At 62.7% G+C, this 17,572-nt stretch carries 17 protein-coding genes; 10 read left to right on the top strand and 7 right to left on the bottom strand.

Annotation, left to right across the window (positions count from 1 at the left end; genetic code table 11):
- Positions 1–9 precede the first annotated feature (9 nt).
- Together M0209_RS10655 and M0209_RS10650 are read right to left on the bottom strand one after the other, a co-directional pair.
- On the bottom strand, positions 10–1,251 hold the full coding sequence (locus M0209_RS10655) for an acyl-CoA dehydrogenase family protein (RefSeq protein ID WP_258888250.1): 1,242 nt from the start codon (positions 1,249–1,251) through the stop codon (positions 10–12).
- 61 nt (positions 1,252–1,312) lie between these two features.
- Positions 1,313–2,725 (bottom strand): MFS transporter, encoded by a 1,413-nt coding sequence (locus M0209_RS10650; protein ID WP_258888249.1) that lies wholly within the window; start codon positions 2,723–2,725, stop codon positions 1,313–1,315.
- Positions 2,726–2,830: 105 nt separating this feature from the next.
- Between M0209_RS10650 and M0209_RS10645 the strand changes: the two genes are divergently transcribed.
- The 4 genes from M0209_RS10645 (at position 2,831) to M0209_RS10630 (ending at position 7,536) form a co-directional block, all read left to right on the top strand.
- On the top strand, positions 2,831–3,985 hold the full coding sequence (locus tag M0209_RS10645) for an acyl-CoA dehydrogenase family protein (RefSeq protein WP_258888248.1): 1,155 nt from the start codon (positions 2,831–2,833) through the stop codon (positions 3,983–3,985).
- A gap of 475 nt (positions 3,986–4,460) precedes the next feature.
- Complete coding sequence (locus M0209_RS10640; RefSeq protein ID WP_258888247.1) at positions 4,461–5,591, top strand: acyl-CoA dehydrogenase family protein; 1,131 nt, start codon at positions 4,461–4,463, stop codon at positions 5,589–5,591.
- 2 nt (positions 5,592–5,593) lie between these two features.
- Positions 5,594–6,736, top strand: coding sequence for an acyl-CoA dehydrogenase family protein (locus tag M0209_RS10635; protein WP_258888246.1), 1,143 nt, complete (start codon positions 5,594–5,596; stop codon positions 6,734–6,736).
- An 11-nt stretch (positions 6,737–6,747) separates the two neighbouring features.
- Entirely contained in the window at positions 6,748–7,536 is a 789-nt protein-coding gene (locus M0209_RS10630; protein WP_258888245.1) for an SDR family oxidoreductase, read from the top strand.
- Here the strand turns inward: M0209_RS10630 and M0209_RS10625 are convergent.
- Together M0209_RS10625 and M0209_RS10620 are read right to left on the bottom strand one after the other, a co-directional pair.
- Positions 7,533–7,916: a PaaI family thioesterase gene (locus tag M0209_RS10625; protein ID WP_258888244.1), complete on the bottom strand. Its 384-nt coding sequence runs from the start codon at positions 7,914–7,916 to the stop codon at positions 7,533–7,535. The two genes, M0209_RS10630 and M0209_RS10625, sit on opposite strands and share 4 nt — an antisense overlap.
- The gene (locus M0209_RS10620; RefSeq protein ID WP_258888243.1) at positions 7,909–8,334 is read right to left on the bottom strand and encodes a PaaI family thioesterase; all 426 of its coding nucleotides are present in this window, start codon (positions 8,332–8,334) and stop codon (positions 7,909–7,911) included. The genes M0209_RS10625 and M0209_RS10620 overlap by 8 nt, the downstream gene beginning before the upstream one ends.
- A 73-nt stretch (positions 8,335–8,407) precedes the next feature.
- On the opposite strand from M0209_RS10620, the gene M0209_RS10615 reads away from it, so the two are divergent.
- The 3 genes from M0209_RS10615 to M0209_RS10605 are packed head-to-tail and all read left to right on the top strand — an operon-like array spanning position 8,408 to position 11,550.
- Positions 8,408–9,934 carry an acyl-CoA synthetase gene (locus tag M0209_RS10615; protein WP_258888242.1) on the top strand — a complete coding sequence of 509 codons (1,527 nt, stop codon included), beginning with the start codon at positions 8,408–8,410 and terminating at the stop codon, positions 9,932–9,934.
- Positions 9,931–10,731, top strand: coding sequence for an acyl-CoA thioesterase II (locus M0209_RS10610; RefSeq protein WP_258888241.1), 801 nt, complete (start codon positions 9,931–9,933; stop codon positions 10,729–10,731). Before M0209_RS10615 ends, M0209_RS10610 begins: the two co-directional genes overlap by 4 nt.
- Positions 10,732–10,770: 39 nt before the next feature.
- Entirely contained in the window at positions 10,771–11,550 is a 780-nt protein-coding gene (locus tag M0209_RS10605) for a crotonase/enoyl-CoA hydratase family protein (RefSeq protein WP_258888240.1), read from the top strand.
- On the opposite strand, the gene M0209_RS10600 is transcribed toward M0209_RS10605, so the two are convergent.
- From M0209_RS10600 to M0209_RS10590, 3 genes are all read right to left on the bottom strand, one after another.
- Positions 11,547–12,761 carry a cytochrome-c peroxidase gene (locus M0209_RS10600; protein WP_258888239.1) on the bottom strand — a complete coding sequence of 405 codons (1,215 nt, stop codon included), beginning with the start codon at positions 12,759–12,761 and terminating at the stop codon, positions 11,547–11,549. The genes M0209_RS10605 and M0209_RS10600 overlap by 4 nt on opposite strands.
- A gap of 117 nt (positions 12,762–12,878) precedes the next feature.
- Complete coding sequence (locus M0209_RS10595; RefSeq protein ID WP_258888238.1) at positions 12,879–13,316, bottom strand: thioesterase family protein; 438 nt, start codon at positions 13,314–13,316, stop codon at positions 12,879–12,881.
- A gap of 45 nt (positions 13,317–13,361) precedes the next feature.
- Complete coding sequence (locus tag M0209_RS10590; RefSeq protein WP_258888237.1) at positions 13,362–14,012, bottom strand: hypothetical protein; 651 nt, start codon at positions 14,010–14,012, stop codon at positions 13,362–13,364.
- A gap of 447 nt (positions 14,013–14,459) precedes the next feature.
- Here M0209_RS10590 and rpsL point away from each other — a divergent pair, with 447 nt between their 5' ends.
- The 3 genes from rpsL (at position 14,460) to fusA (ending at position 17,521) form a co-directional block, all read left to right on the top strand.
- Positions 14,460–14,831, top strand: coding sequence for a 30S ribosomal protein S12 (gene rpsL / locus M0209_RS10585; protein ID WP_258889621.1), 372 nt, complete (start codon positions 14,460–14,462; stop codon positions 14,829–14,831).
- 57 nt (positions 14,832–14,888) lie between these two features.
- Positions 14,889–15,359 (top strand): 30S ribosomal protein S7, encoded by a 471-nt coding sequence (gene rpsG, locus M0209_RS10580; protein WP_258888235.1) that lies wholly within the window; start codon positions 14,889–14,891, stop codon positions 15,357–15,359.
- 86 nt (positions 15,360–15,445) lie between these two features.
- The gene (gene fusA, locus M0209_RS10575) at positions 15,446–17,521 is read left to right on the top strand and encodes an elongation factor G (protein ID WP_258888234.1); all 2,076 of its coding nucleotides are present in this window, start codon (positions 15,446–15,448) and stop codon (positions 17,519–17,521) included.
- Positions 17,522–17,572: the final 51 nt, after the last annotated feature.

The following is a 17,572-nucleotide window of genomic DNA, read 5'->3' as shown; positions in this document are numbered from 1 at the left end:
GGCAGGAACTCAATCCGCACGATATTTCCCGAACTCCAGCCGCGCGATGGCGCGGTTGTGGACCTCGTCCGGCCCATCCGCCAACCGCAGCGTGCGCTGGTGCGCGTAGGCCATGGCGAGGCCGGGGTCTTCGCTGACACCTGCGCCGCCCCACGCCTGGATCGCATCGTCGATGATGCGCAGTGCCATGTTCGGCCCCGCGACCTTGATCATCGCGATTTCGGTTTGCGCGGCCTTGTTGCCTGCCTTGTCCATCATGTCGGCGGCTTTCAGGCACAACAGGCGGCACATCTCGATATCGGTGCGTGCGGTTGCGACGCGCTGTTCCCAGATCGAATGATCCGAAATGCGCTTGCCGAAGGCGACGCGGCTCATCAGCCGTTTGACCATTTTCTCGAGCGCGACTTCGGCCACCCCGATCGTTCGCATGCAATGGTGGATGCGTCCCGGTCCGAGGCGCCCCTGTGCGATCTCGAACCCGCGGCCTTCGCCGAGCAGCATGTTGCTGACCGGAATAAGGACATCCTTCAGCTCGATTTCCATATGCCCGTGCGGCGCGTCGTCGTAACCGAATACAGGCAAGTGGCGCAGGATCTTCACGCCTGGTGCGTCGAGCGGCATCAGCACCATCGACTGCTGGCTGTGCCGCGACGCCTCGAAATCGGTTTTGCCCATGACGATCGCGACCTTGCAGCGCGGATCGCCGGCGCCCGACGACCACCATTTGACGCCGTTGATGACATACTCCTCGCCCTCGCGCCGGATCGCGGTTTCGATATTGGTCGCGTCGGACGAAGCGACGGCAGGTTCTGTCATCAGGAAGGCGGAGCGGATTTCGCCTTCCATCAGCGGCTTCAGCCAGCGATCTTTTTGTTCGCGCGTGCCGTAGCGATGGAGCACTTCCATATTGCCGGTGTCGGGCGCGGAACAGTTGAACACCTCGCTGCCCCAGCCGATGCGGCCCATTTCTTCGGCGCACAGCGCATATTCGAGGTTGGTCAGACCCGGCCCGTCGAATTCGAAACTGTCGTCGACATGCACCCGGCCCGAGGTCGGCGGCATGAACAGGTTCCAGATGCCCGCGGCTTTCGCGCGCGCCTTTTCGTCCTCGACGACCTGCAGGACTTTCCAGCGGCTGCCTTCCTTCTGCTGGTCGTAATAGTCCTGCGCGCGTGGGAAGACGTGCTGGTTCATGAACTCGCGCACCCGGTCGCGCCAATAGCGCTGCCGCTCGGTAAGGTCGAAGTCCATAGCTGCTCTCCTTTACGTTTGCGTCAAGCCTATGACGCGGAGACTCGAAGGGCGTCCAGCCCTAATTGTCCGACGCTACGGCAAGCTTGGCGACACGCGCACGGTGTTCGGCCTCGCCGAAGGGGAATCGGCGGACGGCCAGTGCGGACAGCGCGCCGAGCGCCAATGTGACGAACACGAACGCCAATGTGTAGCTGTCGAGTATCTCGGTCGGCACCTGGCCTGCGCGCGCACTGGCCGGGAATTCTGCCCATTGCAGGATAAGGCCCGCAATGCCGATGCCGAGCGCGGTCGATGCCTTTTGCATCAGCAAGGTGCCGGCGAAAAACAGGCCTTCCTCGCGGCGGCCGGTCTGCTCCTCCGACGCCTCGACGACATCGGACATCATCGACGCCCCGATCATCAGCGCCCCGATGCCGAGCGCGGTCCCGATCGTGTTGAGGACAAGGAAGGCTGGCAGCATTGCCGGTGAGCCGACCTCGGGAAACAGGCCGAGCAAGCGCAGGACATAGGTCGAGCACACGAACAGGGCCGATCCTACCGCCAGCACCATGCTCGCACGGATTTTGCCGAGCAGGCGGACGAGAGGCATTACGGCAACGAACATCGCGACCATGCCGCCGAACAGCGACAGCGCGTACAGCTGGAGCTGGACGCCCTTGAGCAACCAGACATAGTTCAGATTATATTGCGAGATGGCAAAGCCGACGCCCTGGTTCACATAGCCGAACAGGCCCGCGAGCATCAGGATCAGAAACGCGCGGTTGCCGAGCGTTTCGCGGAGCTGGCGCACGGTTTCGCTGGCCGGTTGCGGCGCGATGCGTGCCGGTGGCGGCTTGGCCTGGGCACGGTGGGTGCCGATGGCCGAAATGAGGACGGTCAGCGTCATCACCACCGCGCCGAACAGGCCGTAATTGCTGAACCCGGCGAGCGCCGCCGGACCCGACATGACCGGCAGGAACACGCCATAGGCCAGCATCAGCATCATCAGCCCGCCAGCCCAGCCGAACAGATAGCGATAGCGCAGCACCGCGGTACGCTCATGGTAATCGGGCGTCATTTCCGGCGCGATGGCCAGACTCGGCACCTCGTTCATTGTGATTGCGGCGCGCGTGAATACGGCAACGACGCCGAGCCAGCCCAGGATCATCGCCTCGGACCCCTGCGGCGGGTTCCACAGCAGCGCCCATGACAGGCCGATGGGCAGCGCCGACGCATAGAGCCACGGATGCCGCCGCCCCCAGCGCGTATGCGTGCGGTCGCTCAAGAATCCGACGAGCGGGTCGAGCAGCGCGTCGAAAATCAGCGCCGCCGCGACGATCAGCCCGACAGTGCCCGCGGGCAGGCCGACGACCTGATTGTAGAACAGCAGCAGGAAAGTGGTGTAGCCGTTTTCCTTGATGCCATAGGCGATGGCCCCGATCCCATAGGCGACTTTGGTGCGAAAAGGCACGCGGTGCTCGGCAGAGGTCATTGCGGGCAAGCATGACGGCTAAAATTGCCGGGTCAATGCAGTTGACGTAAACGTAAAGCAGGCATAGCGTGCGGCAATTCCCTGACGCTTGGAGAGGCGACTCGCATGTCCGATCTTGAACAATTCCGCGCCGAAACACGCGCATGGCTGGAGGCGAATTGCCCGGCCGAAATGCGCCAACCCGTGCGCGACGAGGACGATGTCTGCTGGGGCGGGCGCAACTGGAAATTCAAGAACGACGCGCAGAAATCATGGTTCGATGCGTGCGTGGCCAAGGGCTACACCGTGCCCGAATGGCCCAAGGCCTATGGCGGCGCGGGCCTTTCGCCTGCCGAAGGCAAAGTGCTGCGCGAGGAGATGGGCCGCATCAAAGCGCGTCCGCCGCTGTCGAGCTTCGGCATCTGGATGCTCGGGCCGGCGCTGCTGCATTTCGGGACCGAAGAGCAGAAGGTCCATTATCTGAACGAGATCGCGGCGGGCAAAATCCGCTGGTGCCAAGGCTACTCCGAACCCGGCTCGGGCAGCGACCTGGTGTCGATGCAGACCTATGGCGAAGACAAGGGCGATCACTGGGTCGTCAACGGCCAGAAGATCTGGACGAGCTACGCCGACAAGGCCGACTGGATTTTCTGCCTCGTCCGCACCGACAAGACGAACAAGTACCAGGGAATCAGCTTCCTGTTGTTCGACATGACCACACCGGGTGTGACCACCAAGCCGATCCTGCTGATCAGCGGCAACTCACCGTTCTGCGAAACCTTCTTCGACAATGTCGTGGTGCCCAAGCACCAGATCGTCGGCGAGCTGAACCGCGGCTGGGATGTGGCGAAATATCTGCTCGGGCATGAGCGCGAGATGATCTCGGGCGGTGGCCTGGGCACCGGTATGGCGTCGATCGGCAAACAGTTCGCGGGCGTCGCGGGTACCGAACCGGTGCTGCGTGCCGACATGGCCGATTTCGATGTCGAAGTGATGGCGTTTCGCGCGATGAGCGAGAAGTTCGTCGACGAGATGAAAGCGGGCAAATCGCACCCCGCGCAGCCCAATATGATGAAATACGTCGGCACCGAACTGAACAAGCGCCGCCACGAACTCATCATGGCCGCAGGCGGCAGCGACGCCCTCGAATGGGAAGGCGAAACCGGCGGTGCGCCTGCGCGCGGCTGGCTCCGCACCAAGGCGAACAGCATCGAAGGCGGGACGTCCGAAGTGATGCTGGGTGTTGTCGCCAAGCGGATATTGGATTTGCCGGGGGCTTAGCGGTCGTCGCCGTGTTGAGAGAAGTCGCTGTTGTATTGATCCATATATATGGATCAGTACACAAAATATTTGAACTGTTTTACACCCCGTGGTTCAGGTATTCAGATTCTACATCACAGTATATGAGGAAATGGAGCGCCGCAGCATGGGTTTCGACCATTTTTATGCTGATAATAATATCTGTAATCTCTTTAGTTAGTAAACAAGCCATAGAGTTTTTAGCAACTGGAAGTGTAGCGGTATATATAATAATTTTGCCATTAATTTTCGTTATTATACAGATGGACTACGCTATTATGTATAGAGGTAAGATTTTCTTAATTTTCGAAGAAACATTTGCGTGTGAATCGAAAAGATACAAGGCACTTGTTTATGTTTTAGATGTATTACTGATTATTGGGATTTGTCTCGCAATCGGCTTAACGAGTAAACCCTACATCTCTGCAGCGGCCTCCTAAAGAAAGCGACAATTCGAATGCCACTCTACCTGACCGAAGACCAGGACATGCTCCGCGACACCGCCAAGCCGTTCCTTGCGGATGCCGCACCCGTCAAACACTTGCGGCAACTGCGCGACAGCAATGACGCGACCGGGTTCAGCCGCGACCTGTGGAGCCAGTTCGCCGAAATGGGCTTCACCGGCATCATGGTGCCCGAGGCGAACGGCGGACTCGGGCTCGGCCATGTCGAGGCGGGGATCGTGCTCGAGGAAATCGGGCGTAACCTGACGCCTTCGCCGTTCCTCACCACCGCTGTGGCGGCGGTCGAGGCGCTCAAGGCGAGCGGACGGCTGAGCGAGGAATGGCTGCCGAAGATCGCATCGGGCGCTGCCATCGTCGCGCTCGCGGTCGATGAAAGTGCCAAGCATCATCCGCGCCATGGCACGATGACTGCCGAACGCTCGGGTAACGGCTTCAAACTGACCGGCACCAAGTCGTTCGTGCTCAACGGTCATGTCGCCGACATGACGATTGTCGTCGCGCGCACGGCGGGGGCCGAGGGCGAGAGCGAGGGGTTGACCCTGTTCGCGGTGCCCAAAGATGCAGGCCAGACCGCCGATCCGCGCCGGTTGCTCGACAGCTCGCTGGCCAGCCATGTGAAATTCGACGGTGTCGAAGTCGATGCCGATGCCGTGATCGGCGAGGTCGACGGCGGCTGGGCAGTGCTGACGAAATTGCTCGATGCGGGCCGTGTCGGGGCCGCCGCCGAAATGATCGGCGTGGGCGCCGCCGCGATGGACATGACCGTCGACTACCTCAAGCAGCGCAAGCAGTTCGGCAAGCTGATCGGCGAGTTCCAGGCGCTCCAGCACCGCGCCGCGCATCTCTATGGCGAGATGGAAGTCGCGCGCGCGACGGTGCTCAAGGCGCAGCAGTTGCTCGACGCGGGCGATCCGCGCGCCGAACTCGCGGTTGCGGTCGCCAAGGCCAAAACGGGCAAGGCCGTGCGCCTGTCGGTGCAGGAAGGCGTGCAGATGCACGGCGGCATCGGCATGACCGACGAATACGACATCGGCCTGTATATGAAGCGCGACCGCGCACTCGAGGAGTTCTTCGGTGACGCGCGCTATCACGCCGAGCGGGTCGCGCGGATGAGCGGGTACTGAGGATGGCCCTCGACGCAGAAACCTTCGACGCGCTGATCGACATGATCCAGCGGTTTGTGGCGGAGAAACTGCGTCCGCGTGAAGCCGAGGTGGCCGAGAGCGACGATGTCCCCGCCGATCTGGTTGCGGGGATGAAGGAGATGGGCCTGTTCGGCCTGTCGATCGCCCCCGAATATGGTGGCCTCGGCCTGTCGATGCTCGAAGAGATCAAGGTTGCGATCGAGCTGGGCAAGACCAGCCCCGCGATGCGTTCCACCTTCGGCACCAATGTCGGCATCGGGTCGCAGGGGCTGGTGATGGCGGGAACGCCCGAGCAAAAGGCGCAGTGGCTGCCCCGGATTGCGACAGGCGACATCATCACGAGTTTCGCGCTGACCGAACCCGACATCGGGTCCGACAGCGCGAACGTCAAAACCCGCGCCGTCCGCGACGGCAACCAGTGGAAGCTGACCGGGACCAAGCGCTACATTACCAATGCCGACCGTGCCTCGCTGTTCACGGTGATGGTGCGGACCGGCGAGGAGGGCGCGCGCGGGGTGTCGGCGTTCCTCGTACCTGCGGACTCGCCGGGCCTGACCATCGGCGCGCCCGAAAAGAAAATGGGCCAGCAGGGCGCGCATGTCTGCGACGTCAATTTCGACAATGTGCCGGTGCCGCCGGAGAATATGCTCGGGGCCGAGGGCGAGGGCTTTAAGGTCGCGATGCGCGTGCTCGACCGCGGGCGGCTGCATATCGCGGCGGTTTGCGTGGGCGCGGCCGAGCGGCTGATCGCGGATTCGGTCGCCTATGCCAATGAGCGCATTCAGGGCGGCAAGCCGATTGCCCAGCACCAGCTGATCCAGGGCATGATCGCCGATATGAAAACCGAATGCCTCGCGGCAAAGGCACTGGTGCTCCAAACTGCGGCAGCGAAGGATGCGGGCGAAGGCGTGGTCATGGAAGCCGCTGCGGCCAAATATTTCGCGTCCGAAATGGTCGGCAGGGTTGCGGACAAGGCCGTCCAGATTTTCGGCGGCGCGGGTTATGTGGCCGATTACGGGATCGAGCGCTTCTACCGCGACGTCCGGATTTTCCGGATCTACGAGGGCACGAGCCAGATACAGCAGCTGATTATCGCCCGCGAGACGTTGAAGCGCGGCGGGTAGGGGAGAAAGTCATGGACACCAGCAAACTCTTCCGCCTCGACGGGCGGGTCGCGCTCGTCACCGGCGGGTCGCGCAATATCGGCAAATGGATTGCCGAGGGCTTCATCGCGCAGGGGGCGAAGGTCTATATCTCGTCGCGCAAAGCCGATGCGTGCTTTGCCACGGCCGAAGAACTGGGGCCGAACTGTATCGCACTGCCGCAGGATGTGTCGACCGTCGCCGGGTGCAAGGCGCTCGCGGCGCAGTTTGCCGAGCACGAGAGCAAGCTCGACATCCTCGTCAACAATGCCGGTGCGGCTTGGGGCGGGCCATTCGACAGCTTTCCCGAAAGCGGCTGGGACAAGGTCATGGACCTGAACGTCAAATCGCCGTTCTTCCTGACGCAGGCGCTGTTCGAGCCGCTCAAGGCCGCCGCCTCGCCCGCGCAACCGGCCAAGGTCATCAACATCACCTCGATCGACGGCCAGCGGCTGAACCCGTGGGAGACCTACAGCTATCAGACGTCGAAGGCGGCGCTGATCTACATGACCAAGGTGCTGGCGGCGCGGCTGGTCAAGGACGGCATCAACGTCACGTCGATTGCACCGGGGGCCTATCCGTCGGAGATGAACCGGGCGGCACGCGACCACGGCGAGGAAGTGGCCAAGGGCATTCCGTCGCAGCGGCTGGGCGTGCCCGAGGATCTGGCGGCGGCGGCAATCTATCTCGCGTCGCGCGCGGGAGATTATGTGGTCGGCGATACGATTACCGTCGACGGCGGGCTGGTGCACGGGGCGACAGGGACGTCGATCGACGCTTAAGAAGGGCGCACCACCAGAAATTTCAGCGTCGCGGTTGCAATCGGCTTGGCCTCGTCCTCCTGCCAGGCGGTCGCCGCGACATTGGCGATGCGGCGGCCCATCCGGACGATCCGGGCAGAGGCGTGCGCGTCCTCCATCTTGCCGCCGCGCATGAAGTCGACCGTGATGCCGACCGGCTTGATCGCCGCGCCTTCGTCGAGCGCATCCATGACCGCGACCCAGGCAGCGTAGTCGAGCAGGCCGCCGATCGCCCCGCCATGGAGGAACCCCGGTCGACCCGCGACGCCCTCGCCCGGTGGCATTGTCACGACGATGCGCCCGCTCTCACGCACCTGCGTGAGCCCGAGCGTGCGGGCATAGGGCGAAGCGAACTCAGCCATCGGTGAACATATAAGTACCGGCGACATGCGCGAGCGGGCGGGCCGGGTCGCCGTCGTGCGCCTCGCCCCGGACAAAGGCGATGCTTTTCGTCACCTTGTAGCATTCGCCGCGCCCATAGACGGTTTTGCCGGGTCCGGCGGGGCGAAGGTAATCGACGCGCAGGTCGAGTGTCGCTTGCGGGCGGAATTTCTTCGTCGCCAGCCACACCGAGATGCTCGTCGCCGAATCCATCATCGTAATGATCGGCCCCGACGCGATGATCCCCGATGCGGCATCGCCGACCAGGTCGTCGCGGTACGGCAGGCACAGCTCGCACCAGTCGTCGCCGTGCGCGCTGTACTGCGTGCCGAGCAACCCGTTGTGGTTGCGACCGGTCATCATCGCGATCAGCATCGCAGGATCGAAATCAGGGGTCATCGCCGGACTCTAAGCACGGCTTTACGTTTGCGTAAAGCGACCGCGTCGCTAAAGTCGGCGGCAGGAGAGAGCCATGCACCCCTATCGCCATGCCGCCGCCACGCCCGACAAGGCGGCAGTCATCGTTGCCGAAACCGGCGCGGTCACGACTTATGCCGAGCTGGACGCGGCGTCGAACCGGGTCGCGCAGTTCTTTCGGTCGAAAGGGCTGGAGGCGGGCGAGCGGGTCGCGTTCTTCCTGACCAATGTCCCCGATTATTTCGCGCTCGCCTGGGGCGCACAGCGGTGCGGGCTGCGGTTCGTGTGCATTTCGTCGAAGCTGACGGCGTCCGAAGTCGACTACATCCTGAGCGATAGCGGGGCGAAGCTGCTCGTCGCGGGTGCGCCGCTTGCCGAGACCGCGAGCGCGCTGACAACCGAAATCGAGCGGCTAAGTCTGGGCGGCGACGTCCCCGGTTTTGCACGGCTCGAAGCGCTGCTTGCCGCGCAGCCCGCAACGCCGGTCGCCGACGAGACGGCAGGGGCGGGGATGCTTTATTCGAGCGGTACGACGGGGCGGCCCAAAGGCATCTTGTCCGCGATGCCCGCCGATCCTGCCATCGACCATGCAACCCCGCTGGCGATGCTCGCGCACGGGTTTTTCGGGCTGGGGCCGGACAGTGTCTATTTGTCGACCGCGCCGCTCTATCACGCCGCACCGCTCGGCTGGACGATGACGGTGCACAAGCTGGGCGGCACTGTCGTGCTGATGTCGAAGTTCGATGCCGAGGCGTCGTTGAAGTTCATCGAGCAGTATAAATGCAACTCAGGCCAGTTCGTCCCGACGCATTTCGTGCGGATGCTGAAACTGCCCGAAGAAATACGCGCCCGCTACAACGTCTCGTCGCTGAAATGCGCGATCCACGCCGCCGCTCCCTGTCCCGTGCCGGTGAAGCGCGCGATGATCGACTGGTGGGGGCCGGTGATCGACGAATATTATGCCGGGACCGAAGCGAACGGATTCACGGCGATCAAGGCGGCGCAATGGCTCGAACGGCCGGGATCGGTCGGGACCTGCATCGGTGAGGCCAAGCTGCATATCTGCGACGAGGACGACGTGTCCGTCGGACCCGGCGTCGAGGGAACGGTGTATTTCGAGGGGCCGCGTCCGTTCGAGTACCACAACGACCCGGAACGCACGGCGGCTAGCCGCAACCGGCACAGCTGGACGACGCTCGGCGATGTAGGGCGGGTGGATGAAGCGGGCTATCTGTTCCTGACCGACCGCAAGAGCTTCATGATCATCAGTGGCGGGGTGAACATCTATCCGCAGGAGATCGAGAACCACCTCGTCACGCACCCCAAGGTTGCCGATGTTGCGGTGATCGGTGCGCCGCATGACGATCTGGGTGAGCAGGTCGTGGCGGTGGTGCAGCCGCTCGACATGGCGGACGCAGACGATGCGCTGCGCGACGAACTGATTGCCTATGCGCGAACCGCGCTGTCGGGCGTAAAAACCCCGCGTCGCATCGATTTCATGGCAGAGCTGCCGCGGCATGACACCGGCAAGCTCTACAAACGGCTGATCAGGGACGCCTATTGGGCGAAGGAAGTGCAATGATGGCGGACGGGCCGATCAATGCGTTGGAAGCGTCGCTCGCGATAGAACACACTGGCCCGGGCCTATGGGCCGCCGTGGCATCGCCGCAGTATGAAGCGAATAGCGGGATGTTCGGAGGGTGGACGGCAGCGTTGTTGCTGAAAACGATCCTCAGCGAAGCCGAGTCCGCGGGTTCGGCGTCGGCGATGACGGTCAACTTCGTCAATCGCGTCGTGCCGGGCGCTCGGCTGGAGGTACGAACGACCCGGCTTGGCGGTGGTCGATCGCTGACGCACTGGCGGTGCGATGTGCTTTCGGAAAACAGTTTGCTGGCGACTGCCGTTGTGGTGCTCGCCGACCGTAAAGAAAGCAGCGTGCATACCGAAGTGACGATGCCGGCGGCCCCGCCGCCCGCGTCGATCCAACGCGCCGTCCTTCCCGGCACGTTCGCCTCGGTCGTCGAAGTTCGTCCTACGCTGGGCGACGATCTCTTCAATCAGACGACGACGCGGTCGCTGAATTGGGAACGCGACGGTTCGGGGCGGCCGATGGATGCTGTGCAGCTTGCCTTCCTTTCCGATCTCGGTGCGCCGCGTATCTTTTTCGTCAGTGACGGCCCGCGTCCCTCATCGACGATCACGTTGTCGATCTATTTCCACGCGACCAGCGAGGAACTGGCCGCCTGCAGCGACGACTACATCTTGTGCGACATGGTCGGAACACGGGCAAATGCCGCGACCATTGCTTCCAGGAAAGACATGTGGGGGAGGAACGGCGCGTTGCTCGCAACGTCCGAGCAGCTTTGCTGGTTTAGGTAGTAAGATGCTGGCCCAGCACTGGGGCGACGAGGAGAAATTATGACCGACCGCGTTTCGACCACCGTCACCGGCCATATCGCCGATGTCCGCCTGACGCGCGTGGACAAGATGAACGCTCTCGACCCGGCGATGTTTCGCGAGATAGGCGCGGCCATCGACGCGTTGGCAACCCGCACCGACGTCCGCTGCGTCGTGCTGTCGGGCGAGGGCAAGGCGTTCTGTGCGGGGCTCGACATGGCGAGCATGGCGGCGGGCGGATCGGGCACCGCGCCGGACCGCAACGATCAGGGGTCCATCCTGCCGCAGCACGTCACCTGGGGCTGGCGGCAATTGCCGATGCCGGTGATCGCAGCGGTCCACGGCGTCGCGTTCGGCGGGGGGTTCCAGATCATGTCGGGGGCCGACATCCGCATTGCCGCGCCGGGCACGCGCTTTGCGATCCGCGAGAGTTATTGGGGGCTGGTCCCCGACATGGCGGGGTTCCCGATCTGGCGCGGGCTGGTGCGCGACGATGTGCTGCGCGAGCTGGTCTATACTGCGCGCGAGTTCGACGCGGACGAGGCTCTGCACCACGGGTTCGTTACGCGGATTGCGGACGATCCGCATGCCGCCGCGATGGAACTGGCAGCGGTGATTGCCGCGAAAAGCCCGCACGCGATCCGGGGTGCGAAACGGCTGTGCAACGCCGCGCACGACCTCGATCCGCGCGCGATGCTGGAGATGGAAACCGCCGAACAGATTGCGGTGATCGGCAAGCCCAATATGATGGAGCAAGTCGCCGCCAACATGGGCAAGCGCGCGGCGGTCTTCGTCGATTAGCGGAACGGGTTCGAAAACCGCGCATCCGTGGTTAGCGTCGTATCGGTCAGGGTCCGCATGAAGGCGACCAGCGCGGCCTTGTCCGCCGCTGACAGGTTCAGCCGTTGCGGCGCGCCACCCGGTCCGCGCAGCCGGTTGTCGAGCGCGGGGCCGGCCTGCACCCCGCTGTTATAATGTTCGACCACTTGATCCAGCGTCGAAAACCGGCCGTCGTGCATGAACGCGACCGACAGCGCGATGTTTTTTAGCGACGGCGATTTGAACAGGATCGTCTCGCCCGCGTCGAGGCCGTTGCTGTCCGAATTGGCGTTGAGCGCAAAGGTCGGCGGGACGTGGCAGGCCGCACAGCCCGCGCCGCCGCCGCCTTGTCCGGTGATGAACAATTGCCGCCCGCGATCTTCCTCCGCCGTGAAACCGGGCAATGTGACGCCCAGATTGCGGTTTGGCCCCGTCGCGCTGAACACACCCGCATAGGCGGTGTCCCAGCGGCTGGCCGACGAGATCATCGCGCGTTCGAACTGGGCGAGCGCGAATTGCATACGGGCTTCACTGATCGCGGAATCGCCGAACGCAAAGGTGAACAGGTCGGCGTAATAGGTCGTTGCGCGCATTTTAGTGAGCAGCGCGGCGATGCCGCCGTTCGCGGGCGTGAACCCCATTTCAATGGCGTTCTGGATCGGCTGGCTGGCTTGGGCCTCGACGGAGGCGGCGCGCTTGTCCCAGAACATCGTACCCGGTCGGTAATAGCGGACATTGCCGAGCCGCGTCGCATGCGCGGTGGTGAAAGTGCCGCCCGCAAAGCCCGCGCTGAACCGGACATTGTCGTCGAACCCGTTCGCCTGCTTGTGGCAACTGGCGCAGGAGATGGTGTCGTTGAAGCTGAGCTTTTTGTCGTAAAACAGCACGCGGCCCAGCGTGGCGATGCGGTCGGTGATCGCGTTGTTGCCGGGCGTGTTGTCGAGCGCGACAACAGTGCCGTCGTAATAGGCGGGCAGCGCAGGCGCGGCATAGTTCAGCGGTGCGGCGAAATCGATGTTCAGCACCGCAGTGACGGTCGCGGGGGTGGTTGGTGCAGCCGGTGCGGCAGGGGCAGCCGGTGTGACTACGGCGGTTGCAGCGGCGGCAGTCGTGCCGCTGCTGTCGCTGCCGCCGCAAGCGGCCAGCATCAGCGGCAGCGCAAAGCCCAGCCAGTTCGGTTGTGGTTTCACCATCGGCGCTCGCTCCCCCACGCATGTCGGGGCAGGGCACCGACCGCTGTTACGGCAGTGCTGGCAACAGCCACATGAACGCAAGATTTATTTCGGTCGCGTCACGACGCCGCCGTTGCGCTATTCCGGGACGGCGATCCTGAATTCGGCCAGCTTGGCGACATATTCTTCGGGCAGCGCCACTGCGCCGGTCTTGTCGGTATAGACGGTCGCGGTGTCGCAAGTCGCCACGCAGACGCCGTTCTGGAACGCCGCCGAAAACACCGTCCACGACCGCGTACCGATGTGGCCGATGCCGCTCGCGATGGTAACGGGTTGGGGGTGGTGCCCCTCCGCCAGATAGTTGATCGAGACGCCCGCGATCAGCCAGCGGACGTCGCGGCTGGCGCGGACCATCTGCAGCGAACTGGTGAACCGCCCGCGCCCCTCCTCGAACAACCCCGCCATCGAGACATTGTTGATATGCCCCAGCATGTCGAGATCGGCCCAGCGCGTCTGGACTTCGGCGGTAAAGGGATAGGCGCCGGCATCGCGCCGCCATGCTTCGGGTCGGGACATGTTGGCGCGGGTGGCAGATGCGGGAGCGGGGTGCAAGTGTGGGGGCTACGGCTTATTCCAACCTTGATAAACTTGAACCGCTCCGATGATCGCCAACACGATTGTTAGCCAAGCCATTCTCTTCTGTTCCGCCACACTGTCCCGATGTCGCCTGTCTTCCAGCTCGTACTGAATAACTTTGGAAACAGCTTTTGGCGTCGCGATGTAGCGACCGTTTTCAGACGTGAGTTCACCAGAGTCTCGAAGCGAGTCCAGAAGCAGTTTGTTGTACCGATACATGGCCATTCCGCGAGGGTGCATCGCCCAACGCAGCCCGTAAGTGTCTTCCATCAATTCCATCACCGTTTTTCCGCCCTCTTGACCGGTAAACTGATCGATGAAGGTTTGCAGTACGTCGATTTGATCTGATCGAAGCAACAGTTTGCGCGAATAGATCAGGCTTAATGTCCGCTCAATCAGCAGCTTGCATTGCGGGATTCGAAACCAGTAGTGCCAAATAAATTCAACTGGCGAGGAGTAAACGATCTCTAATTCACCCATGTACTGATGAATTCTGACCGGCATCGCCGATAGCTCGGACAGAGAGATCGTCGCAGGCTCCGGTTCAGCGAAACGACTAACCCATCGGCCTTCTAAATCATCAACGAGCAGCTGGTCCGCTAGAAAGGCACGATCATCGGCTTCTGCGCCGAACATCACGGAATAATAGTCTCGAGCACGAACTCGTGGCCAATCAGATAGCGGTATTCGTTCTGGTGCCGGTTTCAGGAGCGCAATCGATAGCGCGCGTTTCAAATTCCCGACACTCGACATCTTCGCGCCCGCCCCCAAAACTCGCAGCACGTTTTACGTCAGATTTGGAGAGTGTAGAAAGGATTTATCGTAGCCGTGCTCTCCGGTCGCCGCTCGCACACCCGTTGACCCCCGCCGATTCCGCCGCTATGCGCGCCCCTTCGCGGACGGCCCTGGCCATCTGCGATAAAGCATACGCTTGAACATTACCGATGCGTGTGGGGACCGGAAACGGGGGCTTTGGCCCTCCTTTCGCGGTCCTTTGCGTCATTTGCGCTTTGCCTAACCGCTCCGCGTGCATCGGTAGAGTAACCGCCGGAATTTGCCGGTAACAAAAAGGTGAAGGGCTTCATGCCGACGATCAACCAGCTGGTCCGCAAGGGCCGCGACCCGCAGAAGGCCAAGTCGAAGGTCCCTGCGATGGAAGCCAACCCCCAGAAGCGGGGCGTTTGCACGCGCGTTTATACCACGACCCCGAAAAAGCCGAACTCGGCGCTGCGTAAGGTGGCCAAAATCCGCCTGACCAACGCGCGCGAAGTCATCAGCTATATTCCGGGCGAAGGGCACAACCTGCAGGAGCACAGCGTCGTGCTGATCCGCGGCGGTCGCGTCCGCGATCTTCCCGGCGTCCGCTACCATGTGCTGCGCGGCGTGCTCGACACACAGGGTGTGAAGGACCGCAAGCAGTCGCGTTCGAAGTACGGCGCCAAGCGTCCGAAATAAGCCAAAGTAAGCGCCGGACACGTTCCGGACCACGCTGAAGATACAAAGGAATTTGAAATGGCACGTCGTCGTCGCCCAGAAAAGCGCATCATCCTGCCCGATCCCCGGTTCGGGGACATCACCCTGTCGAAGTTCATGAACAACCTCATGCTCGACGGTAAAAAGGCGGTTGCCGAAGGCATCGTCTATACCGCGATGGAAACCGTCGAGCAGCGCGCCAAGCGCGAGCCGATCGGTGTGTTCCATGACGCGCTCAACAATGTGAAGCCGGGCATTGAAGTCCGCTCGCGTCGCGTCGGCGGTGCTACCTATCAGGTGCCGGTCGAAGTGCGTGCCGAGCGTTCGCAGGCGCTGGCAATCCGCTGGCTGATCTCGGCCGCGCGCAACCGCAGCGAGACGACGATGGCCGCGCGCTTGTCGGGCGAGCTGATGGATGCCGCCAACAACCGTGGCAATGCGGTGAAGAAGCGCGAAGACACGCACCGCATGGCCGAAGCCAACCGCGCCTTCTCGCACTACCGCTGGTAACAGCGGCGGGGTCGAAAGCGCCGCTGATAGTCATTATATCGGGGTAGGCCGGATTGTCCGGCCCCCCAATCTTCGAGGAAAACGTCATGGCCCGCAGCCATCCGCTCAGCATGTATCGCAATATCGGCATCATGGCGCACATCGACGCCGGCAAGACGACGACGACCGAGCGGATCCTCTATTACACCGGCAAGTCCTACAAGATCGGCGAAGTGCATGAAGGCACCGCGACGATGGACTGGATGGAGCAGGAGCAGGAGCGCGGGATCACGATCACCAGCGCCGCGACGACGTGTTTCTGGAACGATCACCGCATCAACATCATCGACACGCCGGGCCACGTCGACTTCACTATCGAAGTCGAGCGTTCGCTGCGCGTCCTCGACGGCGCGATCACCTGTTTCGACGGCGTTGCCGGTGTCGAGCCGCAGTCGGAAACCGTGTGGCGCCAGGCCGACAAGTACAAAGTGCCGCGCATGTGCTTCGTCAACAAGCTCGACCGCACCGGCGCGAGCTTCGAACGTTGCGTCGACATGATCAAGGACCGTCTGGGCGCGCGCACGGCCGTCCTGTATCTGCCCATCGGCATCGAGGGCGGGTTCAAGGGGCTGGTCGATCTGGTCGAGAACCGCGCGATCGTCTGGCTCGAGGAGTCGCTTGGCGCGAAGTTCGAATATCAGGAAATCCCCGCCGACCTCGCCGATGCGGCCGCCGTGGCCCGCAGTGAGCTGATCGAACTTGCCGTCGAGCAGGACGACGACGTGATGGAGGCGTATCTCGAAGGCAATGAGCCCGATGTCGCGACGCTCAAGGCGCTGATCCGCAAGGGGACGATCAGTTCGGCCTTCGTGCCGGTGCTGTGCGGCTCGGCGTTCAAGAACAAGGGCGTCCAGCCGCTGCTCGACGCGGTCATCGATTATCTGCCGTCGCCGCTCGACGTGCCCGCCATCAGCGGCATGAAGCTCGACGGCGTGACCGAAGATTCGCGTGCGGCCGATGACAATGCGCCGTTCTCGGCGCTGGCGTTCAAGATCATGAACGATCCCTTCGTCGGCACGCTGACCTTTGCCCGCATCTATTCGGGCAAGCTGGAAACCGCGTCGTCGGTCCAGAACAGCGTCAAGGACAAGAAAGAAAAGGTCGGTCGCATGCTGCTGATGCATGCCAACGACCGCGAGGACATCCAGGTCGCGTACGCGGGCGATATCGTCGCACTAGCGGGTCTGAAGGACACGACGACCGGCGATACCTTGTGTTCGCAGGCCGACCCGATCATCCTCGAGCGCATGGAGTTCCCCGAACCCGTCATCGAGGTGTCGGTCGAACCCAAGACCAAGGCCGACCAGGAAAAGATGGGCGTCGCGCTCAACCGTCTGGCGCGCGAAGACCCGTCGTTCCGCGTGTCGACCGATCATGAGAGCGGCCAGACCATCCTGAAGGGGATGGGCGAGCTTCACCTCGAAATCATGGTCGACCGCATGAAGCGCGAATTCAAGGTCGAGGCAAATGTCGGTGCGCCGCAGGTCGCCTATCGCGAATATCTCGCGAAGAAGGTCGACATCGACTACACCCACAAGAAGCAGTCTGGCGGTTCGGGCCAGTTCGGGCGCGTGAAGTTCACCGCGACCCCGGGCGAGCGCGGCAGCGGCATCATCTTCAACGACGACGTCAAGGGCGGCAATATTCCCAAAGAATATATCCCCTCGGTCGAAAAGGGGATGCGCGAGACGGCAGCATCGGGTTCGCTGATCGGCTTCCCGATCATCGACTTCGAGATTTCGCTGTACGACGGCGCGTATCACGACGTCGACTCGTCGGCGCTGGCGTTCGAAATCTGCGCACGTGCCGCCATGCGCGAAGCCGCGCAGAAAGCGGGCATCAAGCTGCTCGAGCCGATCATGAAGGTCGAAGTTGTGACCCCGGAGGATTATCTGGGCGACGTCATCGGCGACATGAACTCGCGGCGCGGGCAGATCCAGGGCACCGATTCGCGCGGCAACGCGCAAACGGTCGAGGCCATGGTGCCGCTCGCCAACATGTTCGGCTACGTCAACACATTGCGCTCGTTCACCCAGGGCCGCGCGCAATATTCGATGGAATTCTCGCATTATGACGAGGTGCCGACGCACGTCGCCGACGAGGTGAAGGCGAAGCTGGCGTAATCATAATTTTGTCACTATGGGGTCCGCCGCACGCGGTCTCCCCGCAACAAG

The sequence above is a fragment of the Sphingomonas sp. SUN039 genome, from assembly GCF_024758725.1.
GTDB lineage: Bacteria > Pseudomonadota > Alphaproteobacteria > Sphingomonadales > Sphingomonadaceae > Sphingomonas_O.
The sequence above is the reverse complement of the archived record's forward strand: the minus strand, read 5'-3'. Positions and strand labels throughout refer to the sequence as shown.